The 22,355-nt window shown below is 66.0% G+C and carries 22 protein-coding genes; 14 read left to right on the top strand and 8 right to left on the bottom strand.

The window, feature by feature from the left end; all coding sequences use genetic code 11:
* The first annotated feature begins 61 nt into the window (after positions 1–61).
* The 4 genes from fabA (at position 62) to ACE3TH_RS05500 (ending at position 4,085) form a co-directional block, all read left to right on the top strand.
* Entirely contained in the window at positions 62–601 is a 540-nt protein-coding gene (gene fabA, locus ACE3TH_RS05515; protein WP_374598143.1) for a 3-hydroxyacyl-[acyl-carrier-protein] dehydratase FabA, read from the top strand.
* A 61-nt stretch (positions 602–662) separates the two neighbouring features.
* Positions 663–1,892, top strand: coding sequence for a beta-ketoacyl-ACP synthase I (fabB, locus tag ACE3TH_RS05510; protein ID WP_374598141.1), 1,230 nt, complete (start codon positions 663–665; stop codon positions 1,890–1,892).
* 115 nt (positions 1,893–2,007) lie between these two features.
* Complete coding sequence (locus ACE3TH_RS05505; RefSeq protein WP_374598138.1) at positions 2,008–3,204, top strand: cation:proton antiporter; 1,197 nt, start codon at positions 2,008–2,010, stop codon at positions 3,202–3,204.
* A gap of 59 nt (positions 3,205–3,263) precedes the next feature.
* Positions 3,264–4,085: an enoyl-ACP reductase gene (locus ACE3TH_RS05500; protein WP_374598136.1), complete on the top strand. Its 822-nt coding sequence runs from the start codon at positions 3,264–3,266 to the stop codon at positions 4,083–4,085.
* Positions 4,086–4,107: 22 nt separating this feature from the next.
* Here the strand turns inward: ACE3TH_RS05500 and rimM are convergent, their stop codons facing one another.
* The 3 genes from rimM to ffh all read right to left on the bottom strand — a co-directional run bounded on the left by rimM (position 4,108) and on the right by ffh (position 6,816).
* Positions 4,108–4,632 carry a ribosome maturation factor RimM gene (rimM, locus tag ACE3TH_RS05495; RefSeq protein ID WP_374598134.1) on the bottom strand — a complete coding sequence of 175 codons (525 nt, stop codon included), beginning with the start codon at positions 4,630–4,632 and terminating at the stop codon, positions 4,108–4,110.
* A 72-nt stretch (positions 4,633–4,704) separates the two neighbouring features.
* Entirely contained in the window at positions 4,705–5,262 is a 558-nt protein-coding gene (gene rpsP / locus ACE3TH_RS05490; protein WP_374598132.1) for a 30S ribosomal protein S16, read from the bottom strand.
* 27 nt (positions 5,263–5,289) lie between these two features.
* Positions 5,290–6,816: a signal recognition particle protein gene (gene ffh / locus ACE3TH_RS05485; RefSeq protein ID WP_374598130.1), complete on the bottom strand. Its 1,527-nt coding sequence runs from the start codon at positions 6,814–6,816 to the stop codon at positions 5,290–5,292.
* A gap of 297 nt (positions 6,817–7,113) precedes the next feature.
* Here ffh and ppc point away from each other — a divergent pair, with 297 nt between their 5' ends.
* A complete protein-coding gene (gene ppc / locus ACE3TH_RS05480) occupies positions 7,114–9,810 on the top strand; it encodes a phosphoenolpyruvate carboxylase (protein ID WP_374598128.1) in 2,697 nt (898 codons plus the stop codon).
* 67 nt (positions 9,811–9,877) lie between these two features.
* Here ppc and ACE3TH_RS05475 read toward each other — a convergent pair whose 3' ends face one another.
* Complete coding sequence (locus ACE3TH_RS05475) at positions 9,878–12,058, bottom strand: M3 family metallopeptidase (protein ID WP_374598126.1); 2,181 nt, start codon at positions 12,056–12,058, stop codon at positions 9,878–9,880.
* Between the two features lie 122 nt (positions 12,059–12,180).
* On the opposite strand from ACE3TH_RS05475, the gene ACE3TH_RS05470 reads away from it, so the two are divergent.
* The gene (locus tag ACE3TH_RS05470) at positions 12,181–13,041 is read left to right on the top strand and encodes a glutamate racemase (protein ID WP_374598124.1); all 861 of its coding nucleotides are present in this window, start codon (positions 12,181–12,183) and stop codon (positions 13,039–13,041) included.
* On the opposite strand, the gene ACE3TH_RS05465 is transcribed toward ACE3TH_RS05470, so the two are convergent.
* On the bottom strand, positions 13,042–13,575 hold the full coding sequence (locus tag ACE3TH_RS05465) for a carboxymuconolactone decarboxylase family protein (protein WP_374598122.1): 534 nt from the start codon (positions 13,573–13,575) through the stop codon (positions 13,042–13,044).
* 85 nt (positions 13,576–13,660) lie between these two features.
* Positions 13,661–14,215, bottom strand: coding sequence for a peroxiredoxin (locus tag ACE3TH_RS05460; protein WP_374598120.1), 555 nt, complete (start codon positions 14,213–14,215; stop codon positions 13,661–13,663).
* Positions 14,216–14,436: 221 nt separating this feature from the next.
* Here ACE3TH_RS05460 and ACE3TH_RS05455 point away from each other — a divergent pair, with 221 nt between their 5' ends.
* The 8 genes from ACE3TH_RS05455 (at position 14,437) to ACE3TH_RS05420 (ending at position 19,993) form a co-directional block, all read left to right on the top strand.
* The gene (locus ACE3TH_RS05455) at positions 14,437–15,342 is read left to right on the top strand and encodes an SIMPL domain-containing protein (protein WP_374598118.1); all 906 of its coding nucleotides are present in this window, start codon (positions 14,437–14,439) and stop codon (positions 15,340–15,342) included.
* A gap of 5 nt (positions 15,343–15,347) precedes the next feature.
* A complete protein-coding gene (locus ACE3TH_RS05450; protein ID WP_374598116.1) occupies positions 15,348–15,767 on the top strand; it encodes an HIT domain-containing protein in 420 nt (139 codons plus the stop codon).
* A 117-nt stretch (positions 15,768–15,884) separates the two neighbouring features.
* Entirely contained in the window at positions 15,885–16,358 is a 474-nt protein-coding gene (gene sdhC, locus ACE3TH_RS05445) for a succinate dehydrogenase, cytochrome b556 subunit (RefSeq protein ID WP_374598114.1), read from the top strand.
* Positions 16,355–16,759 carry a succinate dehydrogenase, hydrophobic membrane anchor protein gene (gene sdhD / locus ACE3TH_RS05440; RefSeq protein ID WP_374598112.1) on the top strand — a complete coding sequence of 135 codons (405 nt, stop codon included), beginning with the start codon at positions 16,355–16,357 and terminating at the stop codon, positions 16,757–16,759. Before sdhC ends, sdhD begins: the two co-directional genes overlap by 4 nt.
* 4 nt (positions 16,760–16,763) lie before the next feature.
* Positions 16,764–18,548 (top strand): succinate dehydrogenase flavoprotein subunit, encoded by a 1,785-nt coding sequence (gene sdhA, locus ACE3TH_RS05435; RefSeq protein WP_374598110.1) that lies wholly within the window; start codon positions 16,764–16,766, stop codon positions 18,546–18,548.
* Positions 18,549–18,550: 2 nt separating this feature from the next.
* The gene (locus ACE3TH_RS05430; protein WP_374598108.1) at positions 18,551–19,348 is read left to right on the top strand and encodes a succinate dehydrogenase iron-sulfur subunit; all 798 of its coding nucleotides are present in this window, start codon (positions 18,551–18,553) and stop codon (positions 19,346–19,348) included.
* A 1-nt stretch (position 19,349) separates the two neighbouring features.
* Positions 19,350–19,670 carry a 2Fe-2S iron-sulfur cluster-binding protein gene (locus ACE3TH_RS05425; protein ID WP_374598106.1) on the top strand — a complete coding sequence of 107 codons (321 nt, stop codon included), beginning with the start codon at positions 19,350–19,352 and terminating at the stop codon, positions 19,668–19,670.
* Positions 19,604–19,993 (top strand): PilZ domain-containing protein, encoded by a 390-nt coding sequence (locus tag ACE3TH_RS05420; protein ID WP_374598547.1) that lies wholly within the window; start codon positions 19,604–19,606, stop codon positions 19,991–19,993. Before ACE3TH_RS05425 ends, ACE3TH_RS05420 begins: the two co-directional genes overlap by 67 nt.
* A gap of 461 nt (positions 19,994–20,454) precedes the next feature.
* On the opposite strand, the gene ACE3TH_RS05415 is transcribed toward ACE3TH_RS05420, so the two are convergent.
* Together ACE3TH_RS05415 and ACE3TH_RS05410 are read right to left on the bottom strand one after the other, a co-directional pair.
* Positions 20,455–21,120 (bottom strand): helix-turn-helix transcriptional regulator, encoded by a 666-nt coding sequence (locus tag ACE3TH_RS05415; RefSeq protein ID WP_374598104.1) that lies wholly within the window; start codon positions 21,118–21,120, stop codon positions 20,455–20,457.
* A 388-nt stretch (positions 21,121–21,508) separates the two neighbouring features.
* Complete coding sequence (locus tag ACE3TH_RS05410; protein WP_374598102.1) at positions 21,509–22,351, bottom strand: HAD family hydrolase; 843 nt, start codon at positions 22,349–22,351, stop codon at positions 21,509–21,511.
* Positions 22,352–22,355: the final 4 nt, after the last annotated feature.

The raw sequence follows: 22,355 nt of genomic DNA, 5'->3' as shown, positions 1-22,355 counted from the left end.
GAGCGGGAGGGACGGGTCGTGTAACCCCACGGCAACACCGCACCGTCCGGAGCCCGCCGTCTTGAGCCTCTCGAAATATCCGTCGTCGTTCGATTACGAAGCCCTGCTGGCCTCGGGCCGGGGAGAGCTGTTCGGGCCGGGCAATGCCCAGCTGCCCGCACCGCCGATGTTGATGTTCGACCGGATCACCCAGATCAACGCCGACGGCGGCGCGCACGGCAAGGGCTATGTCGAGGCCGAGCTGGATATCCATCCAGACCTCTGGTTCTTCCAGTGCCACTTCATCGGCGACCCGGTCATGCCCGGCTGTCTGGGCCTGGATGCGATGTGGCAGCTCGTCGGCTTCTACCTCGGCTGGATCGGTGGGCCCGGCAAGGGTCGTGCCCTGGGTGTCGGCGAGGTCAAATTCACGGGCCAGGTTCAGCCTGACATCAAGAAGGTGGTCTACAAGATCGACCTGAAGCGGGTGATCAACCGCCGCCTGGTCATGGGTATCGCCGATGGCGTGCTGGAGGCCGACGGACAGGTGATCTACACCTGCAATGACATGCGCGTCGGCCTGTTTGGGGGCGGCGACACCGTGGACGCGGCGGCCGGCTAACCCCATTTGCGGACAGACCGCGGGCAACGCGGCGACTGAAAAAGATCTGAAGGAAACCACCATGCGTCGCGTCGTCGTCACCGGACTGGGCATCGTCTCCTCCATCGGCAAGGGCCAGGACGAGGTCGCGGCCTCCCTGCGCGAGGCGAAGTCGGGCATCAAGGCCGCGCCGGACCACATCCAGCACGGCTTTCGCAGCCAGGTCTGGGCCCCGCCGTCGTTGGGCGTCACGGCCGAGGACTGGGCTCCGCATGTGGATCGCCGCGCTGCCCGCTTCCTGGCCAACGGCACCGCGTGGGGTCACATCGCCTTCGAGGAGGCGCTGAAGGATTCCGGCCTGACCGCCGAAGAGATCAAGTCGGACCGCATCGGTCTGATCGTCGGCGAGGGTGGTCCCTCGACACAGGTCATCCTGCAGGCGGCGGCCACGACGGTGGAAAAGAACTCGCCCAAGCGCATCGGGCCCTTCGCCGTGCCCAAGGCCATGGCCTCGGGTCCGTCGGCCGTGCTGGCGACCTGGTTCCAGCTAAAGGGCATCAACTATTCGATCAGCTCGGCCTGCGCGACCAGCGCCCACTGCATCGGGGCGGCGGCGGAACAGATCGCCTGGGGCAAGCAGGACGTGGTCTTCGCCGGCGGCTGCGAGGATATCGACTGGTCCATGTCCAACATGTTCGACGCGATGGGGGCTATGTCGTCGAACTTCAACGACACGCCGTCTGTGGCGTCCCGCGCCTATGACAAGGACCGCGACGGCTTCGTCATCGCGGGCGGTGCCGGCATCGTCGTGCTGGAAGAGTATGAGCGGGCTGTGGCCCGCGGCGCGACCATCTATGCCGAGGTCACCGGATATGGTGCCAACTCCGACGGCTACGACATGGTCGCCCCCTCGGGCGAAGGGGCCGAGCGCTGCATGAAGATCGCGCTGGAGATGGCCGGCAATCCGAGGATCGACTATCTGAATCCACACGGCACCTCGACGCCGGTCGGCGACTCCAAGGAGATGGGAGCCGTCCGTAACGTGTTTGGCGACGACATGCCGATGATTTCCTCGACCAAGTCGCTGACGGGGCATTCGCTGGGCGCCGCAGGCGCTCAGGAAGCCATCTACTGTCTGCTGATGATGAAGCACGGCTTCGCCGCCGAAAGCGCCCACATCGAAAATCTCGACCCCGAGTTCGAGGGCATGCCGATCCTGCGTGAACGCCACGACGGCGAGCTGAAACACGTCATGTCCAACAGCTTCGGCTTCGGCGGCACGAACGGAACGCTGATCCTGTCGAAGGTGTGATCGGGAACCGATCTGTCATCGGCGCGTCCCTGAACCGCAGCGCTCGCCTTGAGCGCAAGGGGAAATTGCGCTGACCTTCGATCCCTACATCCTCTTCCTGCTGGGCCTCGGTCTGGTGATCCTGCTGGTCAGCTGGGCCCCGGTGGGGCTGAAGCAATTGCCGCTGACCCTGGCGATCCTGTGCGTGGGCGTGGGTGTGGTTGTCTTCTCCAGCGGGCTGCTGGCCTTCAACCCGGATCCGCGGACATGGGACACGGTGACGGAGAAGCTGACCGAGCTGGTCGTCATCATCAGCCTGATGGGCTGCGGGCTGAAGCTGGATCGCAAGCTGGGATGGAAGCGGTGGAACGTGACCTGGCGGTTGCTGGCCATCGCCATGCCGCTGACGATCGTGGCGGTGCTGCTGCTGGGCATCTGGGGGCTGGGACTGGCCTTGCCGGTGGCCTTGCTGCTGGGTGCGGCCCTGGCCCCGACCGATCCCGTACTGGCTTCCGACGTGCAGGTAGGCCCGCCCGGGTCCGGCGAGGAGGACGAGGTGCGGTTTGGCCTGACGTCAGAGGCGGGGTTGAACGACGCCTTGGCCTTTCCGTTCGTGCATCTGGCCATTCTGGCGTCGGTGGGCGGGCTGGCGACCAGCCAGGGTTTGATCGACTGGGGGCTGATCAAGGTGGGATGGAAGATCGCCGCGGGGCTGGGCATGGGCTGGCTGGTCGGGGCCGCTTTTGGCTGGCTGCTGTTCCGGGACTCCAGTCGACAGCTGTCGCATCTGGGTGATGGCCTGATCGCATTGGCCGCCACCTTCCTGGCCTATGCGGTGACCGAGCTGGCGCATGGCTACGGCTTTCTGGCGGTGTTTGTGGCGGCGGTGACCATCCGCAACTGGGAGCGGGACCACGACTTCCACGAAGAGATGCACGACCTGTCCGATCAGATCGAGCGTCTGCTGATGATGCTGCTGCTGGTGCTGTTCGGCGGAGCGTTGGCAAACGGCCTGCTGGCCAGCCTGACCTGGATCGATGTCGCCGTGGCCCTGGTCATCCTGCTGATCGTGCGGCCGGTGGCGGGCCTGCTGTCGCTGATCGGTGCCCCCCAGCCTTTCCGAGAGAAGCTGCTGCTGGCCTTTCTGGGCATACGCGGCGTCGGATCGATCTATTATGTCGCCTATGGCCTTAATCATGGCGCGTTCGGCGACAGCGAGCGGCTGTGGGCCCTGGTCGGCTTCATCGTTCTGGCGTCCATCATCGTCCACGGTGTGACGGCGACGCCGCTTCTGGATCGTCTGGCGAAGTGGCGGACCGCGAAAACGGCCTGAGCCTTTCGTCCGTGCGCGGCCCCTGCTAACGCTTCGGCTCGATTGCGAGGAGACAGATGATGGCCACCGAATCCGCCTGGACCATGCCGACCGGCGAACTGATGAAGGGCAAGAAGGGCCTGATCATGGGGGTGGCGAACGCCAACTCCATCGCCTGGGGCATCGCCTCGCAGCTGGCCGCGCAGGGTGCCGAGCTGGCCTTTACCTACCTCGGCGAGGGTCTGGAGCGCCGGGTGCGTCCGCTGGCCGAAAGCGTCGGGGCGAAACTGCTGATTCAGGCGGACGTCACCGACGACGCTTCCATGGACAAAGCCTTCGAGGAGCTGGAGCGCGAGTTCGGCACCATCGACTTCGTCGTCCACGCCATCGCCTTTGCCAACAAGGACGAGCTGAAGGGCAGCTTCGTCGACAACACCAGCCGCGACAGCTTCCTTCTGGCCATGAACATCTCGGCCTTCAGCTTCGTGGATGTGTCGCGCCGCGCGGCCAAACTGATGCCGAACGGTGGCAGCCTGGTCACCCTGACCTATCTGGGGTCGGAGCGGGCCATTCCGAACTACAACACCATGGGCGTGGCCAAGGCCGCGCTGGAGGCTGCGACCCGCTATATCGCGCGCGACCTGGGGCCCAAGGGCATTCGCGTCAATGCCATCAGTGCCGGTGCCATGCGCACTCTCTCGCTGGCGGGCATCTCGGGTGGTCGCGGCATGATCGCTCAAGGCCGCGCCATGTCGGCCATGAAGGAAGACACCTCCATGGAGGGCGTCGCCGGGGCCGCCCTGTGGCTGTGCTCGGACCTGGGCCTGTCCACTACGGGCGAAGTCGTCCACGTCGACGCGGGCTTCCACATGATGGGCATGGCGGCGGACGAAGAGGCTTAGAACCAGCCTCGACGTAGGCCGGTCAGTCCGGCTCGCGCTCGCCGATTTCCACCGGCCGCACGACCCTCAGCCAGCCGTCGGCGATGTGCAGGTCGGGGACGCAGTCTCGGGTGAAGGGCAGGTACCAGGTCTGGCCACCCTCGGCGGGCGCGATCTCCAGCATATCGTCGGCCCCGAAATTCTGGACGGATTTGACGGTGCCCAGGACGACGTCGTCCGGGTCGCGGGCCTGAAGGCCGACCAGATCGGTCAGATAGAATTCGTCTTCGTCGGGTTCGGGCAGCAGGTTGCGCGGCACATGCAGCTTCAGCCCGCGCAGGGCGTCGGCCTGTTCCTTGGTGGTGATCTCTTTGGCGCGTCCGACGACGGCGGATTTCTCGGGCCTAGCGCTGGTCAGGGTCAGGCCGACGCTGCCGTCGGCGCGCAGCAGGGGGCCATAGGCCAGCAGCGACATGGGGTCGGCGGTATAGGCGGTCACCCGCACCTCGCCCCGGACACCGAAGCCGCCGGCGACCTGGCCGACGAGGATGAGTTTCTGATCCGTCATGACGGGCTCCGACAGCAAAAGGGCGGCGCCATTCGACGCCGCCCTTGTCTCATATAGCAGGATCGAAGCGGATCAGGCTTCGGTCTTCTCTTCGGCGGCCGGCTCTTCAGCAGCCGGGGCTTCCTCGGCAGCGGCTTCGGCGGCAGGGGCCTCCTCGGCAGCAGGCTCTTCGGCCGGCGGGGCGTTCTTGGCGGCTTCAGCAGCGGCGGCGGCTTCTTCCTTGGCGCGGGCGGCGGCTTCGGCAGCCTCGACCTTGGCGGCGGCTTCAGCCTCGGCGCGGTCGGCTTCACGCTGGGCGCGTTCGGCGGCGCGTTCCTGGGCCTTCTTGCCGGGCTGGGCCTTGTTCGGGTTGTTGCCTTGCGTCCACTTGACCTTGTCGGCCAGGGCCTCGTCCTGGCTCAGGAAGCGGGCGACGCGGTCGGTGGGCTGTGCGCCCTTGCCCAGCCATTCGGCGATGCGGTCGGCCTTCAGCACGACGCGCTTCTGCTCGCCGTCACGCGGCAGCATGGGGTTGTAGGTGCCGACGCGCTCGATGAACTTGCCGTCGCGCGGCGAGTGGCTGTCGGCAACGACGATGTAGTAGTACGGGCGCTTCTTGGCACCGCCGCGGGCCAGACGAATCTTCAGCATTTTCAGTCTCTTTCTAGAAAATAAAAGTCAGTTCTTCTTGGTGGGTAGGCCAGGCAGGCCGGGCAGCCCCCCCGGGAGTTGTCCGCCGCCCAGACCCGCAAAGCGGTCCTGGAGAGCTTTCATCTGTTCGGCGTCGGTGTCGGGCAGCTTGCCGCCGCCCATGGCTTTCAGCCGGGCCATGTCGGCCCCGCCGGGCGCGCCGCCGCCCAGACCGCCCATCATGGCGGCCATCTGCTTCAGGCCCTTGCCGCCACCCTTGGACATGGACTTGACCATGTCGGCCATCTGGCGGTGCTGTTTCAGCAGGCGGTTGACGTCCTGCACCTCGACGCCCGCACCGGCGGCGATCCGCTTCTTGCGTGATGCATTCAGCAGGTCGGGCTTCTTGCGCTCGATCTTGGTCATCGAGGAGATGATGGCTTCCTGGCGGGCGATCATGCGATCGTCGATGTTCGCATCGGCCATTTGGGCCTTCATCTTGGCGACGCCGGGCAGCATGCCCATGATGCCCTGCAGACCCCCCATCCGCTTCATCTGCTGAAGCTGGGCGGCCAGGTCGTTCAGGTCGAACTGGCCCTTGGCCAGCTTGCGCGCCATGGCCTCGGCCTTGGAGGCGTCCAGATCCTGGGCCGCCTTCTCGACCAGGGCAACGATGTCCCCCTGACCCAGGATGCGACCGGCGACGCGGCGGGCGTCGAAGACTTCGAGCTGATCGACCTTCTCGCCCGCACCGATGTATTTGATCGGCAGCCCGGTGACGGCCCGCATCGACAGCATGGCTCCGCCGCGCCCGTCGCCATCGGCGCGGGTCAGAACGAGGCCCGTCAGGGGCAGGCGCTCATGGAAGGCGCGGGCCGTGCGAACGGCGTCCTGACCGGTCAGGCTGTCGGCGACCAGCAGGGTCTCCACCGGCTTGGCAATGGCGGCCACCTCGGCCACCTCGGCCATCAGGGCCTCGTCCAGGGTGATGCGGCCGGCAGTGTCGAGGATCAGGACGTCGAAGCCCTGAAGCTTGGCCGACTGCAGCGCCCGGCGCGTGATCTGGACAGGGCTTTCACCCGCCACGATCGGCAGGGTGGCGACCTCGATCTGCTTGCCCAGGGTGGCCAGCTGTTCCATCGCGGCCGGACGGCGCGTGTCCAGCGAGGCCATCATGACCTTCTTGCGATCAAACTTCGTCAATCGCAGAGCCAGCTTCGCCGAAGTCGTTGTCTTGCCCGACCCCTGCAGGCCGGACATCAGGATGACCGCGGGCGGGGCGGCATTCAGATTGATCGGCGTCGGCTCTTCGCCGCCCAGCATCTCGACCAGGCCGTCATAGACGATCTTGATCACCTGATCGGCCGGCTTGACCGAACGGATGACCTCCTCGCCGGTGGCGCGCTCGGTGGCGAAGGCGATGAAGTCCTTGACGACCGGCAGGGCGACGTCGGCCTCGAGCAGGGCCACGCGCACCTCGCGCATCGCCTCCGTCACGTCCTTTTCGGACAAGGCGCCGCGACCGGTGATCCGGTCGAAAACGCCTGACAATCGCTCGTTCAGAGCCTCGAACATTCATTACCTCTTTGGGCGCAGGCGAAACGGCTCCATACGACAACGGCCCCCGGCGACGATCACGTCGGCGGAGGGTTCTCGCCATCCTCGTCCTGAACCGTCAGGGGTCGTGATGGTGGAGACGCGAGGTTCACTTGCGTCGGAAGCGGCGGCTTATGAGGGAAAAGCGGCGGTTTGTCGACTCCTGGCCGCCGAGGCCCGCATCACACACTCGGTTTCAGCGTTACCCTTTGCTGTGGCCAGGTTGAAAACCGCTGATACGGTGGGGTTCCAGCCTCCCCGCTGAGAGATCCAGCCATGATGCAAGCCGCCGACGACAAACTGCGTGACGAGGTGCGCCTGCTGGGAGGCCTGCTTGGCGAGGTGATCCGCGACGAGGGCGGGCAGGAACTGTACGACCGGATCGAGGCCGTACGTCAGGCGTCCGTAGCCTATCACCGCGATGCGGCCTCGCAGGATGCATCCCGCCTTGAGGCCCTGCTGGCCGAGCTGTCGCTGGATCAGGCGGTCGGACTGGCGCACGGGTTCGCAGCCTTCTCCCTGCTGGCCAATGTCGCGGAAGATCGTGCGGGCAAGCGACGGGCGAAGGATCAGAGCGCGGCCGGCGCGCGGGCCGACACGCCAGAGGGGGCGCTGGAGCGACTGAAGGCGGCAGGGCGTTCGCAGGCCGACGCAAAGAGCCTGCTGGAAGCGGCGCTCATATCGCCGGTTCTGACCGCTCACCCGTCAGAGGTGCGGCGCAAGAGTGTGATCGACCGGATTGCGGCCGTATCGGACCTGCTGGATGCCTGCGATCGCGACGGCGACGCCTGTTCGCCCCAGATTCTGAACGGCCGGCTGCGACGCCAGGCCACCATCCTGTGGACCACCCGTCTGGTCCGCCAGACGGGTCTGGTGGTGCAGGACGAGATCGACACAGTGGTGTCGTTCCTGGAGCGCATCTTCCTACGGATTGCTCCGGCCCAGTTGGCCGACTGGCGGAGGCGGCTCGAGGCCCCGGAACTGGCCCCCTTCATACGCATCGGGGCCTGGGTCGGCGGCGATCGCGACGGCAATCCCAATGTCGATGCGGCAGCCCTCAAGGCAGCCTTTGCGACGGCGGCGCGGGCCGTACTGCGCTTCTATCTCCACGCGGTGAATGCGCTGGGGGCCGAGTTGAGCCTGTCGGGATCGCTGGCGGCAGTATCCCCCGCACTGGCGGCGCTGGCGCAAGGCTCCGGAGATGTTTCGCCACACCGTGCCGACGAGCCGTATCGCCGGGCGCTGAGCCAGATCTATGCGCGGCTTTCGGCGACGCACGTCAGGCTGACCGGTCGCCCCGCGCCACGTCCCGCGCCCTTCGAGGCCGTGCCCTATGACGGGCCGCAGGTGCTCCGCGCCGATCTGGCGGTGCTGCACGACAGCCTGGTCGACAATCATGGAGCCGTCTTTGCCGACGACAGCCTGGCCGGGCTGATCGCTGCGGTCGATGTGTTCGGCTTCCACATGGCGACGCTGGATCTGCGTCAGAACTCGGACGTCCATGCGCGGGTGGTCGCGGACCTGCTGAAGGTCGCCGGGGTGTGCGGCGACTATGAAGCGCTCGACGAGGACGCGCGCCTCTCCCTGCTGGAGGCCGAACTGGCATCGACCCGGCCTCTATTCAATCCGTATGCGGAGTATCAGGCCGAGACGCTCAAGGAGCGCGCGATCCTGGTGGCGGCGGCCCAGGCGCTGACCGACTTCGGGCCACAGGCGATCCGCACCCATGTGGTGTCCAAGACCGATGCGGCGTCCGATCTTCTGGAGGTTTATCTGCTGCTGCGCGAGGTCGGGCTGTACCGACCGGGTGCGCCCGAGGCCTGCCCGATCCAGGCCGTGCCACTGTTCGAGACCATCGACGACCTGCGGGCCGCGCACCCGACGCTGATCCGGCTGTTGCAAGCCCCGTCGGCTCTTGCCGTCGCTCAGGCGCGCGGCGTGCAGGAAGTCATGATCGGCTATTCGGATTCCAACAAGGACGGCTCCTACCTGACCTCGACCTGGGAACTGCACGAGGCGTCACGCGCGCTGCTGGAAGTCACCGACAAGGCCGGGCTTCGACTTCAGCTGTTTCACGGGCGCGGGGGGGCCGTGGGTCGCGGCGGTGGATCCAGCTTCTCGGCCGTACTGGCCCAGCCGGAGGGCACGGTCGCCGGTCGCATCCGCGTGACGGAACAGGGCGAGGTCATCGCCAACAAATATGGCGAGCCAGAAGTGGCGCGGCGCAATCTGGATGCGCTTACGTGTGGCGTGCTGCTGGCGTCCCTGGCCCCGCCGCCGGATGCCGACCTGACACGGCGGCACGGACCGACGATGGCCCGGCTGTCCATGGCCTCCATGTCGGCCTATCGCGGCCTGGTCTATGAGACGGACGGCTTCGTCGACTATTTCCGGGCGGCCACGCCGATCGCCGAGATCGCGGACCTGAAGATCGGCTCGCGCCCCGCCTCGCGCAGCACGTCCACCGCCATCGAGGATCTGCGTGCCATTCCCTGGGTCTTCAGCTGGAGCCAGTCGCGGGTCATGCTGCCGGGCTGGTTCGGCTTCGGCTCGGCGGCGGCGGGCGAGGACATGGCCGAGCTTCAGGCCATGGCGCGCCACTGGCCCTTCTTTCGCACCCTGGTCCAGAACATGGAGATGGTGATGGCCAAGGCGGACATGACCATCGCCCGCCGCTATGCCTCGCTGGTGCCGGATCGGGCTCTGGCCGACCGCATCTATGGGGCGCTGCTGCAGGAGTGGGAGCGGACCCATGCCGCCGTTCTGGCCATCACCGATCAGGACCGTTTGCTGGGCGGCCAGCCGGAGCTGGACCGTCTGATCCGCCTGCGCATGCCCTATGTCGAGCCACTGAACCATGTGCAGATCGAACTGATCCGTAGGCGGAGGGCCGGGGACGACGACCCCCGCGTTCGCGAGGGCATACTGCTGGCCCTGAACGGCGTGGCCGCCGGATTACGCAACAGCGGCTGATCCATGGCTATGAAAATGGCCCGGCGGATCGCTCCACCGGGCCCATTCTTCTCTCGGCTTGACCAATCTAGTTGGTCGGGAAGCCTCGGACCTTCAGCAGCGCCGCCACGTCTGGGTCGCGTCCGCGGAAGGCGCGGTAGGCTTCGGCGCGGTCCGTGGTGTTGCCCGGGGCCAGCATGATCGACTTGAAGCGGCCGGCGATGTCCGGATTGAACACGTCGCCCGACTCCTCGAAATAGGCCCAGGTGTCGGCGTCCATCGTCTCGGACCACAGATAGCTGTAGTAGCCCGCCGAATAGGCGTCCGAGGTGAACAGGTGATTGAACTGCGGCAGGCGGTGCCGCATCACGATCTCCTTGGGCATGCCATAGCGTTCCAGCGAGGCCTTTTCGAAGGCGTCGATGTCAGTCGGCGGCGTGGCCTGCGTGTGCAGGTCCATGTCGACCAGGGCCGACGACAGATAGCTGACGGTCGCATAACCCTGGTTGAAGGTGGAGGCGGCCTGAACCTTGTCCACCAGCGCCTGGGGCATCGGTTGGCCCGTTTCGTTGTGCTTCAGGAAACCGTCCAGGATCGGGCGCGACAGCACCCAGTGCTCGTGCACCTGAGACGGATACTCCACGAAGTCGCGCGGCGTGTTGCCGTACGACGGATAGGTTACGTTCGAGCTGTAATAGTGCAGGGTGTGGCCGAATTCGTGGAACAAGGTCTCTGCGTCGTCCAGCGAGATCAGCACCGGCTGGCCCGGCTCGGCCTTGGTGAAGTTGTTGTTGTTCGAGCCGAGGATCGCCTTGGAGCCGTCCAGCGTCGAGAACGACCGGTAGGTGGTCATCCACGCGCCCGAACGCTTGCCCGGACGGGCATAGTCGTCGACGTAATACAGCCCGATCAGGCGACCGGTGGGCTTGTCGTACAGTTCATAGACCTCCACGTCGGGATGGAAGGTCGGCACCGTGCCTTTGGCCAGCGGGCGGAACTCGAAACCATACAGACGCTCGGCCATGGCGAAGGACCCGGCGCGGACGGCGTTCAGTTCGAAGTAGGGCTTCAGCTCGTTCTGATCGAGGTCGTACTTGGCTTTGCGGACCTTCTCGGCAAAGTAGAGGTAGTCCCAAGGCTCGATGTCGAAACCGGCCAGGGCCTTCATGTCGGCGACCTCTTCGGCCACGCGGGCCTTGGCCGGTGCCCAGACGCGGTTCATCAGCGACATGGCCGCAGCGGGTGTCTTGGCCATGGTGTCCTGCATACGCAGTTCGGCATGGTTGCGATAACCCAGCAGCTTGGCGCGTTGGTCACGCAGGGCCACGATCTCGGCGATGATCGCGTTGGTGTCGTTGGCCCCGCCGTTGTCGCCACGGTTGACGAACTTGCGCCAGACCTGCTCGCGCAGGGCCCGGTCATCGGCGAAGGTCAGGAAGGGATCGACGTCCGAGCGGGTGTTGACGATGACCCAGCCCTGCAGATTGCGCGATCGAGCGGCCGCAGCTGCGGCGGCCTTGTTCGAGGCGGGCAGGCCGGCGACGCCGGCTTCGTTCGGAATGACCGTCCAGGTGTTTTCGTCGGCGACGACGCGCTGGCCGAAGCGGGTGAAGGCGGTGGACAGGGCGGTGTTGATCCGGCCCAGCTCGGCCTTGCCGGCGGCGTCCAGATTGGCACCGGAGCGGATGAAGCTGTCGCGGCTGCGCTCGGCCAGGCGCTTCTGCTGGGCGCTCAGGCCCATGGCGTCGGCGTTGTCGGCGACCGTCTTGACCCGCTGGAACAGTGGTTCGTTGAAGTTGATCTCGTCGAAGAAGGCCGACAGCAGGGGCGACATTTCGGTGTCGACCGCGTCATAGGCCTCGCCGCCGATGTTGCCGGTCATCACGCTGTAGATGTTGACGATCCGGTCCAGCGGCGCGCCCCACAGCTCCATGGCGACCATGGTGTTGGCAAAGGTCGGCGGCTCGGGATTGTTGGCGACGGCAGCCACGTCGGCGCGGGCCAGGTCCATGGCCTCGATCATCGCCTCGCGCAGCTTGGGCGCGGTGACCTTGTCCCACGGCGGTACGCCATCATACGGGCCGGTCCAGGGCTGCAGCAGTTCGGCGCGCGGAGTCTGGGCTGGTAGGACAGCCCGGGCGATACGCGCTTCCTCTGCCAGGGAGGCCGCGCTGGGGGCATCGGCCCCGTTCATCGGCATGCCGTTGGAGGCGCAGGCCGACAGCGCCAGAAGGCTGCCTCCGGCGATGAGGAGTTGGCGTCTGTGCATGGAAGGCTCCGGTACTTCATGGGGTCTGACGCCTACATAAGCGCTTTGAGACGGCTGTGTCACATGACGCCGTCGAAATCTTGAACGTGGACGTCGAGCGGCCCCGACGGTAAAGCCGCGCCATGGCGATTGGCGTATTCGACTCCGGGGTTGGCGGACTGACGGTCCACCGCGAACTGACGCGGCGGTTCCCCGACCGCGACTTCGTCTATCTGGCCGACCAGGCGAATGCTCCTTACGGCGGGCGCGGCGGCGAGGAGATCGTCGATCTGACACGCGCGGGCTGCGAGCGACTCTTCGAGGCCGGGGCCAATGTCATCGTCCTGGCCTGCAATACCGCCAGCGCCATTGCCTTGCGACGTTTGCAACAGACCTGGGTGCCCAAGGCGCGGGCGCGGCATGGTCGCCCGATCAATGTGCTGGGCATCATCGTGCCCACCATCGAGGCGGCGACCGGCCTGCCCTGGACCTATGAGGGCGAGCGCGACCGGGCCGAGGGCGAGAAGAAGCAGGCGATCGAGATCACCGGCGTCTTCTCCACCGCCGCCACGGCCATGAGCCGGGTCTATGAGATCGAGATCGACAAGCGGCGCGAGGATCTGGCGGTCTTTTCCGAGCCCTGTCCCGGTCTGGCCGGTCTGATCGAACTGGGGGCACCGACCGAAGAGCTAAGGGTCGTCGTCAACGACCATGTCGACGCCCTGCGCCGCCGCATCGGTCGGCATCCTGACAAGGCCATCCTGGGCTGCACCCACTATGAGATCGTGGCCGACCTGTTCGCCGCCGCCCTGCCCGCCGGTACACCGATCATCCATCAGCCGCAGGCCGTGGCCGATGCCCTGGATCGCTATTTCGCGCGCCATCCGGAATACGGTCTGGGCGAGACGGGTCGCCGCGATTTTCTGACGACCGGCACGCCGGGCCCGCAGTCCGACCGCGTCAGCCAGTTCTGGGGTGCCCCGCTGAGCTTCGCCGCCGCCTAGTCAGCCGGCCAGCACCGTCTCCGACGCCACGATCCGGCTGGCGGCATGGACCACGGCCCCGATGCGCAGGGCGGCCTGGACTTGGGTGGCGGGCACGCCGTGCTTGCGCAGCACGCCTTCGTGGGCGTCGAGGCAACCGCCGCAGCCGTTGATGGCGCTGACCGCCGTGGCCCAGAGTTCAAAGTCCACCTTCTCGACGCCAGGATTGGCCAGGACGTTCATCCGCAGGCGCGCCGGGATGGTTGTGTACTCCTGATTCTTCATCAGGTGCAGGGCGCGATAGTAGACATTGTTCATGCCCATGATGGCGGCGGCGGACTTGGCCGCATTCATCGCCTCGGACGACAGGACGGTCGCCGCCTGCGCCTCGATCACCTTCACAACGGGAGCGACACCGATGGCGTGGGCCGAGGCGAGGAAACAGCCCCACTTCTGCTGTTCGTTCAGAACCGTCTCGGACGCGAGCGAGCCGAGGTTCAGGGAGATGTCCTTGGCATAGGCGGGGATCAGGTCGCGAAGAGCGTCGATCGACATGGTAGATCCTGAAAACTTGGTGCGGGATGGAAAACAGGCGGCGACCGGAGCCGCCGCCTGCTCGGTTCTAGAGGGCGCGGACGGCTCAGGCCGCCAGCACATCACCGCCGACAGGGCGGTTGCAGGCGCACAGCTCGTCGGTCTGAAGGGCATCGACGACGCGCAAGGTGTCGGCGGGCGCGCGGCCCACGTTCAGGTTTGTGACATAGACGTGCTGCACGACATTGTGCGGATCGACCACGAAGGTGGCGCGCAGGGCGACGCCCTCGGCCTCGTCCAGGATGCCCAAATCGCGGGCGAACTTGCCGCCGTTGTCGGCGAACTGCCAGATCGGCAGCTTGTTCAGGTCGGCGTGGTCGCGGCGCCAGGCCAGCTTGACGAACTCATTGTCGGTCGAGCCGCCCAGGACGACGGTGTCGCGGTCGTCGAAGTCGCGGGCCAGTGAAGCGAACTCGGCGATCTCGGTGGGGCAGACGAAGGTGAAGTCCTTGGGATAGAAGAAGATGACCTTCCACTTGCCCTCGAAGCTGCCCTGGGTGACCGTTTGGAAGGCGGACACGCCATTCTCTTCGTGGCTGTTGAAGCCCGGCTTGACGCCGGTGATCTTGAAATCCGGCAGTTTTTGACCGACGCCCAGCATGAGTGTGCTCCTGAAATGATGAGGGTAATGGGGGACGGCGGGAAGCGCCGTTTGCAGGTGCGAGATGGGCGTTGCGCTGCACAAAGTCAATCGTTCAGGCGGGCGCGGTTGATCGATAATATCTATGGACGTCATAGCCTGACCAAGTCTGACGTCTTTGACGAAGTGCTTTACGACCGCACCGTCAGAGGACAGTGTTCGGGCACATCCGGAGAAGTCTCATGCGCCGCCTGCTCACAACCCTGACCGTCGCCGCCGCCACCGTATCGACGGGGCTCCCGGCTGTCCCGGCCCAGGCCCAGACGCCGCCCGCGACCATCGGCGATCGCTACGTGCCCGCACCTTGGTGGATGCGCGATCCGGTCATCGCCTCGGTTGGCTATGTCCGCACCGAGGTCGCCGCCAATCGCGCCGGGTTCGGGGCCAGTTTCCAGTCGGTCGAGCGTACCGCCGCCGAGGCCTCGCGCAAGGCCGCCGATCAGGTTCGGGCCCTCAGCCAAGCCCTGGCGTCTTACGGGGTCGATGTCGTGCGGGTCGAGACCACCGTGTCCACCCGCCCTCTGTATGACCAGTACCGCGACGAGGCCGGGAACCTGCGCGACAATGTCCGCGCCGACCGGATCGAACGCTACGAAGCTCAGGCCAATGTCAGCGTGACCCTGCGCGACGTGCGGGTGCTTGAGCGGGTTTATGCCACGGTCGTGGCGTCCCAGCCGACGTCGATCAGTCCGGTCAACTTCAATCTCCAGCCTGACAATGCGACCAAGACCTGGTTGCAGGCCGAGGCGGTCAAGGATGCTGCCCGCCGCGCGCGTGAGGCGGCCTCCAACGCCGGGGCGACCCTGGGCGGGGTCCGTGTGATCGACCCGACGGGTCGCGCCTGCCAGACCGACGTGCTGGCGGGCTGGCCATCTTATGGTGCCGGTGCGTCGCAGGCGACGGATGTGGCCTATGCCGCCGTGGAGGCCGCCTACGTCCCGCCGCCACCTCCGCCAGCGTCTCCGGCTCCGCCTCCTATGCCTGGGGCTCCACCTACCGAAGCTCAGATCGAGGCAGCGCGTCTCGCTCTACAGCCGCCGCTGCGAGAGCTGACCGATCAGGCCTGCGTCGTCTACGCCCTCAACTGATGTCCATGACTGCAGGTTTTAGGGCCGATCCGGCCTTCGAGCCGGGGTCGGTAGCCGTCACGGACTGGCCCCTGTGTCAGGTGCGGCTGCAGAACGACGCGCGGTTTCCGTGGCTGATCCTGATTCCGCGCCGGATAGGTCTGACCGAACTGGATCAGCTGGAGCCGTCCGATCTGAACCTGCTTATGGCCGAGGTCCTGCGCGCGGGCGCTACTGTGCGCGCGCTGGGCAGAATGATCGACAGCCCGGTCGAGAAGTTGAACGTTGCGGCCTTGGGCAATGTGACGGCCCAGCTGCATGTCCATGTGGTCGGGCGTCGGTCGGACGATCCCGTGTGGCCCGACCCGGTCTGGGGGCGTGGGGTGGCAGAGCGATGGGCTCCCCAACGACTCGACAATCTGATCGAGGCTCTCCGCCGCGGCTGAGCGATCACTGATCACCCCGCGACGGTCTGGTGCGTTGACCCCCGGTCCCCTGCTGACTAAAGCCTGTTCACTGGCGTCCGCGCCTGAATTTTCACGGCTTTTTTGAGAACCGTTCGCATGTCAAGCTCCCCCCTGACGGGCGACCCCAGCAACGACCCTTCTGACGATCAGACCGGCCGCCTGGTGATCCAGCCCAATGGCCGGCCGCGTCCGCTGTCGCCGCACCTGCAGGTGTGGCGCTGGCACGTGACAATGACCGCCTCCATCCTGTTCCGCTTCACCATCGGGGCTGCCAGCGTCGGCGCGGTCTTCCTTGTGGCCTGGCTGGCGGCGGTGGCCTTCGGGCCGGAGGCTTTCGACGGCGCGGCCGCCTTCGCCGGTTCGCCGCTTGGTCTGATCGTTGGTTTCGGCCTGACGGTGGTGCTGTTCTCCCTGCTGCTGAACGGGGGGCGCCACCTGATCAACGACACGGGCAACGGCCTGCAGATCAAGCCCGCGGACCTTTTGTCCAACATCGCGGTCTGGGGTCCGGTGCCGCTGGCGGTGCTGTTCTGGGTCGTCCTGTTCTCCACCGGGAGGGTGTCGCTGTGAGCGGTCGCGCAACATACAGAAACGGCGTCAAGGTCTCCGAGCGCCACGGCGCAGGCGAATGGGCCACCGAGCGCGTGGCCCTGCTGCTGCTAATGCCGCTGGGCGTCTGGGTCGCGTCGAGCGGCTTCACCCTGGCGGGTGCTGACTACGACACCGTCATGGCCTGGTTCGCCAGTCCGCTGAACGCGGTCTTGGCCGCCGCGACCGCCGTGGTCTTCTTCGGCTTCGCCAGCCTGGCGTGGAAGGTCATCATCGAGGACTACATCCACAAACCCGGCACCAAGGCCTTGCTGATCGGCCTGCTGAACCTGATCTGTTTCGCGCTGGCCGCCGCCAGCGTCTTCTTCATCGTGCGGCTGGCGCTGGGTTCAGCGCCGCTGCCGGCCGGTTTCGGAGTCTGACCGCGTGACCGCATACGAATTCGTCGACCATGAATACGACGTCGTCGTCCTGGGGGCCGGGGGGTCCGGCCTGCGCGCCGCGTTGGGTGCCGCCCAGCAGGGCCTGAAGGTCGCCTGCGTGACCAAGGTCTTCCCGACCCGCTCGCACACCGTGGCGGCGCAAGGGGGCATCTCCGCTAGCCTCGGCAACATGGGCGAGGACAGCTGGCAATGGCACATGTACGACACCGTCAAGGGGTCGGACTGGCTGGGCGACCAGGACGCCATCGAATACCTGGTCCGCAATGCGCCCAAGGCCGTCTATGAGCTGGAGCACTGGGGTGTGCCGTTCAGCCGGACCGATGAAGGCAAGATCTATCAGCGCGCCTTTGGTGGCATGACCCGCAACTTCGGCGAAGGCCCGGTGCAGCGTACCTGCGCCGCCGCCGACCGCACCGGCCACGCCATCCTGCACACCCTCTATGGCCAGTCGGTCCGCCGCGAGGTCGAGTTCTTCGTCGAATATTTTGGCCTGGACCTGATCATGCAGGACGGGGCCTGCACCGGCCTGACCGCGCTCAAGCTGGACGACGGCACCCTGCACCGCTTCCGCGCCAAGCTGGTGATCCTGGCGACCGGCGGCTACGGCCGTGCCTATTTCAGCGCCACCAGCGCCCATACCTGCACCGGCGACGGCAATGCCATGGTGCTTCGCGCCGGCCTGCCGTTGCAGGACATGGAGTTTGTCCAGTTCCACCCCACCGGCATCTATGGCGCCGGCTGTTTGATCACAGAGGGCGCGCGCGGCGAGGGCGGATACCTGACCAACTCCGAGGGCGAGCGCTTCATGGAGCGCTATGCGCCAACCGTGAAGGACCTGGCTCCGCGCGACATGGTTTCGCGCTCCATGACCATCGAAATCCGTGAGGGGCGCGGCGTGGGTCCCAACAAGGACCACATCTTCCTGCACCTCGATCACCTCGATCCGAAGGTCCTGCACGAACGCCTGCCCGGCATTTCCGAGAGCGCCAAGATCTTCGCCGGTGTCGACGTCACCAAGGCCCCGATTCCGGTCCTGCCGACCGTCCACTACAATATGGGCGGCATCCCCACGAACTATCACGGCGAGGTCCTGACCAAGGTCGGCGATAATGCCGATACCGTCGTGCCCGGCCTGATGGCGGTGGGCGAGGCGGCCTGCGTGTCCGTGCACGGCGCGAACCGCCTGGGCTCCAACAGCCTGACCGACCTGGTTGTCTTCGGCCGCGCGGCCGGTCTGCGCGCCGGCGAGATCGTGGACAAGGCGGCTCGCGTGCCCGACGCCCCGGCCTCCACGACGGACGCCCATCTGGCCCGCCTGGATCGCTTCCGCCACGCCAATGGTTCGACCCCGACCGCCAAGCTGCGCATCGAGATGCAGCGCGCCATGCAGTCCGACGCCGCCGTCTTCCGCACCGGCAAGACGCTTGAGGAAGGCACCGCCAAGCTGCGCGCCATCCATGCGCAGGGGGCTGACATCAAGACCACCGATCGTGGCCTGATCTGGAACACGGACCTGGTCGAGACGCTGGAATACGACAATCTGATCGACCAGGCGCTGGTCACGATCGAAAGCGCGCTGAACCGCACGGAATCGCGCGGTGCCCATGCCCGCGAGGATTATCCGGACCGCGACGACGCCAACTGGATGAAGCACACCCTGTCCTGGAAGGTCCCGGGCGAGGCAGTGAAGATCGACTACCGTCCGGTCCACAACTACACGATGTCGGACGACATCGCCTACATCGAGCCCAAGACAAGGGTGTACTGAAGATGGTCCAGCTCGCTCTCCCCCGGGGGTCCAAACCCTCGTCCGGCAAGGTTCACAAGGCCCCGGCCGGGGCCAAGAACGTCAAGACCTACAAGGTCTATCGCTACGACCCCGAGGTCGATGCCGATCCGCGCTGGGACACGTTCGAAGTGTCGTCTGACGACCACGGCCCCATGCTTCTGGACGCCCTGATCCACATCAAGAACGAGATCGACCCGACCCTGGCCTTCCGCCGGTCGTGCCGCGAGGGCATCTGCGGCTCGTGCTCGATGAACATCGACGGGCGCAACACCCTGGCCTGCACCAAGGGCTGGGAGGAATGCTCGTCGCACAACATCTCCATCGCCCCCCTGCCGCACCAGCCGGTGGTCAAGGACCTGGTGACAGACCTGACCCTGTTCTACGCCCAGTACGACAGCATCCAGCCCTATCTCCAGTCCGACGAGCCGGACCCGGAGAAGGAGCGTATCCAGCTGCCCGAGGACCGCGCCAAGCTGGACGGCCTGTATGAATGCATCCTGTGCGCCTGCTGCTCGACCTCCTGCCCCAGCTACTGGTGGAACCAGACGGAATACCTGGGCCCGGCGGCGTTGCTTCAATCCTACCGCTGGATCGCCGACAGCCGCGACGACGCCACCGACAAGCGGCTGGATGACCTTGAGGACCCGTTCAAGCTCTACCGCTGTCACACCATCATGAACTGCGCCCAGGTCTGCCCCAAAGGCCTGAACCCCGCCAAGGCCATCGCCGAAACCAAGAAGCTGATGGTCGCCCCTGGCCGGAAGAAGCAGGCAGCCTGAGTTGGCCAAGATCACCTATATCGAACACGACGGCCGCGAGCATGTCGTGGAGGTCAAGACGGGCCTGTCGGTCATGGAAGGCGCGATCCGGAACAATGTACCCGGCATCGATGCCGACTGCGGCGGGGCCTGCGCCTGCGCGACCTGCCACGTCTATGTCGACGAGGCCTTTGCCGCCGAAACGGGACGACCGTCGGCGATGGAGGAGTCCATGCTGGACTTCGCCGAGAATGTTCAGCCCAACAGCCGTCTGTCCTGCCAGATCCGGGTCAGGGACGAGCTGGACGGCCTGATCGTGCGCCTGCCCGAGAACCAGCACTGACACAGCAGCCTGAGCGGCGGTTCGAGCCGCGCAGGCCATCGCACAGCCGCGCCCTGATCGTCGCGCCGGCCGTCGAGCTGGCCTGTCTGATCGTTGACCGATCTCCTCGTGGGATGAAGATCCGCATGGACCGCGCCCTGTCCCTGCCAGCACGTGTGATCATCGTCGATGTGGAGCAGGCCGCCGCTATCGAGGCCGAGGTTGTGTGGAGCAAGGGTACAGAGGTGGGGCTCAAGGAGGGTGCGCGCGCGTCGCTGCGCGGGCTGGTGCCCTCTCGATTGGCTGCGGCCCGGGCGGCGTGGATGAGGGCCGGGGGCCGCTAGCGGCTCAATGACCCTTGTGGCCGACAGGCTGGACGGTCCTGCTTACAGGGGTCGCGTCGCGCTCTACGACCGGTTCGTCCTCTGCGTTGGTATTGTGGGGGCTGAGGCCGGATTTGTGCGCGGTCTGCGACATCAGTGAGGCACGCCCGAAACTCTTGTCTTCGCCGATACGGTTCGCGGGCGGGGCCGTGTGTGTCGTGCCCGGTTTCCTGGTCGTCGCCATCATGCCCTCCCTTCCTGTTGAACCCGGACGGTCGGATCGGGCCTCGCCCGATCCGGTCAGCGAACGCGCGGTGAAGCGTTGTCTGCTCCGTCCGTATGGAAATCCCCTCGATCTCCAACGCCTGGATCAGCGCAAGCTACGGTCCCCCGACCCGGGCTCGCCATACAATCCTGAAGCGCATCTGGGCGATACACCCGTGGGCAGAGACCCGTTAGGACCATCGTCGCTGAATTTTGTATCAGCGTTCAGGGGCAGTGCCGGTGCGCATGACCTGTAGATTGGTCGCTACAAGCTGGCGGTACTCGCGGGGAGTCATGCCGTAGCGGGCCCGGAAGGAGCGACTGAGGTGGGCCGCATCGCTGAACCCCAGCCTGTGGGCGATGGTGCCGATCGTCTCATGCCGGTAGATGTCGGCAAGGGCGGCACGCGCATTGTCCAGCCGGCGTGTCAGAACGAAGGCCTGGACGCCGCCGTCTTTCTGAAAGGCTGCAAAGAGCCGCGCGCGCGATACGCCCAAGGCCTTGCACAGGGCGTCGACGCTGACATCCCCCTCCGCCAGCCGTCGCTCGATCTCTTCCGACGCGCGCAGGCGCAGGGATTCGTCGGCACTGATCAGGGGTGTCGTCGAGGGGCGGGCGGCTTTCAGGACGCTGGCGATAAGTTCCAGGGCGCTGCGACCCAGCGGCTCGGCCTGGGCCTGGGTCAGGGTCGGCATGGCCCTGTGGATCGCCGCTGCGAAATCGATCAGCAGGGCCGCCTGGTCGACCGTCAGGACCAGAGCCCGCAGGTCATGAAGCGGCGCAAACCAGGCCTCGGCCACAGGGCGCGGCATGACGAAGCTATAGGTGAAGCTGCCGGTCGACATGTGCAGGGACGGCAGGGACAGGTCGTGGAAGTGACCCATGCCTGACGTCTCGCAAAGGGCAGGCCGTCGATCTGACCCTGCGCCTCGCCGCGCACCATCAGATTCAGGATGATCGGGTCAAAGTCAGACTCGCGGATATCCTGGATGTGACGTTCCCACCGCATCGCCGTGATGGTGGCAACGGCAAAGATGATGGAGCCAAGCTGGGTCGTTTCCCAGGATGTGTCGAACGGCTCGGTCGGCTGGGTCCGATAAATTGGGCGTTGGCGCGGCCAGTCCCTGAGGTACCACCTCGCATAGCGTTCTTCTGGCGGAAACGCCTCTGTCGAATAGCGCAGGATCGGCAGCGGCTCCGACATTCCGGCTCCTTGGTCAAGACAACCGGAGCAATACGCTGTCCGACGAACTATGTTCCGAATGCGGCAGATCAGATTCCAGCGGGCATGGTCCCGGCGTTGATGGCGATGCGTCCGATCAGCCCCTTGACGATCAGGTCCAGCGCCGTGCCCTCGCGATAGTCTGCGGCGGCGACGAAGTTCACGCGGTCCTCGGAGATCAGGGAATAGACCTTCTTCTGATCGCGCTCGTTGGAACGGGGATCATAGACGGCGATCGAGAACCCGCCCTTGGTGTGCATCATCTTCATGGTCGGCACGTCGGTGTCGCCGTCGCCCAGGAAGATCATCCGGTCGAAAGGCACCCGGCGGTCCTCGTCAGGAATGAAGTGGTTGATGCGCTCGTTTTCCCAGTGATTGTTGACCCCCTTGTTGATGCGGAACAGGTACTGGGTCTTGGTCGTGTAGTTGACGCCCACGGCGGGCCAGGCAGCCTCGCCCTTTTCGTCATAGACATAGTGGGAGGCAAAGACGTGGGTCAGGGCGGGCCGGATCGGCGTGCCCTCGATCATCTCCTCCAGCCCCGCCGAGATGATGTAGTGTTCGATGTCCAGGCCGTATTGCGCCCCGAAGGCATTCATCCGGTCGAACCACGACAGGTCCTTCAGCCCCTCGAACAGCGCCACCTCGCGCCCCTGTTCGGCCAGGGTCTCGCGCGTGATCGGTGCGCCGTTGTCGCGGGCATGGCGCAGCATCAATTGCATGTACATCAGGATGCCGTCGGCATCGGCGGCCTGGGTCAGGGCCTCGGCCTCGGCCCAGAAGGCCCCGATGTCCATGCCGATGGACGGGATGAAGCTGACCTCCTGCATATTCCCGCGTGCGAGGGTGCCGTCGAAGTCGTAGATCAGGGCGGTCTTTAGGGGTTTGGCCATGGCG

Origin of the sequence: Brevundimonas sp. (assembly GCF_041919755.1) — a bacterium.
Classification (GTDB): Bacteria; Pseudomonadota; Alphaproteobacteria; order Caulobacterales; family Caulobacteraceae; genus Brevundimonas.
This window is presented reverse-complemented; position numbering and strand designations above follow the sequence as displayed.

Excerpts from the sequence above, each read along its gene's own strand:
- fabB (WP_374598141.1), top strand. The coding sequence starts at position 663 with ATGCGTCGCGTCGTCGTCACCGGACTGGGCATCGTCTCCTCCATCGGC.
- ACE3TH_RS05500 (WP_374598136.1), top strand. The coding sequence starts at position 3,264 with ATGGCCACCGAATCCGCCTGGACCATGCCGACCGGCGAACTGATGAAG.
- rimM (WP_374598134.1), bottom strand. The coding sequence starts at position 4,632 with ATGACGGATCAGAAACTCATCCTCGTCGGCCAGGTCGCCGGCGGCTTC.
- rpsP (WP_374598132.1), bottom strand. The coding sequence starts at position 5,262 with ATGCTGAAGATTCGTCTGGCCCGCGGCGGTGCCAAGAAGCGCCCGTAC.
- ffh (WP_374598130.1), bottom strand. The coding sequence starts at position 6,816 with ATGTTCGAGGCTCTGAACGAGCGATTGTCAGGCGTTTTCGACCGGATC.
- ppc (WP_374598128.1), top strand. The coding sequence starts at position 7,114 with ATGATGCAAGCCGCCGACGACAAACTGCGTGACGAGGTGCGCCTGCTG.
- ACE3TH_RS05475 (WP_374598126.1), bottom strand. The coding sequence starts at position 12,058 with ATGCACAGACGCCAACTCCTCATCGCCGGAGGCAGCCTTCTGGCGCTG.
- ACE3TH_RS05470 (WP_374598124.1), top strand. The coding sequence starts at position 12,181 with ATGGCGATTGGCGTATTCGACTCCGGGGTTGGCGGACTGACGGTCCAC.
- ACE3TH_RS05465 (WP_374598122.1), bottom strand. The coding sequence starts at position 13,575 with ATGTCGATCGACGCTCTTCGCGACCTGATCCCCGCCTATGCCAAGGAC.
- ACE3TH_RS05460 (WP_374598120.1), bottom strand. The coding sequence starts at position 14,215 with ATGCTGGGCGTCGGTCAAAAACTGCCGGATTTCAAGATCACCGGCGTC.
- ACE3TH_RS05455 (WP_374598118.1), top strand. The coding sequence starts at position 14,437 with ATGCGCCGCCTGCTCACAACCCTGACCGTCGCCGCCGCCACCGTATCG.
- ACE3TH_RS05450 (WP_374598116.1), top strand. The coding sequence starts at position 15,348 with ATGACTGCAGGTTTTAGGGCCGATCCGGCCTTCGAGCCGGGGTCGGTA.
- sdhC (WP_374598114.1), top strand. The coding sequence starts at position 15,885 with ATGTCAAGCTCCCCCCTGACGGGCGACCCCAGCAACGACCCTTCTGAC.
- ACE3TH_RS05430 (WP_374598108.1), top strand. The coding sequence starts at position 18,551 with ATGGTCCAGCTCGCTCTCCCCCGGGGGTCCAAACCCTCGTCCGGCAAG.
- ACE3TH_RS05415 (WP_374598104.1), bottom strand. The coding sequence starts at position 21,120 with ATGGGTCACTTCCACGACCTGTCCCTGCCGTCCCTGCACATGTCGACC.
- ACE3TH_RS05410 (WP_374598102.1), bottom strand. The coding sequence starts at position 22,351 with ATGGCCAAACCCCTAAAGACCGCCCTGATCTACGACTTCGACGGCACC.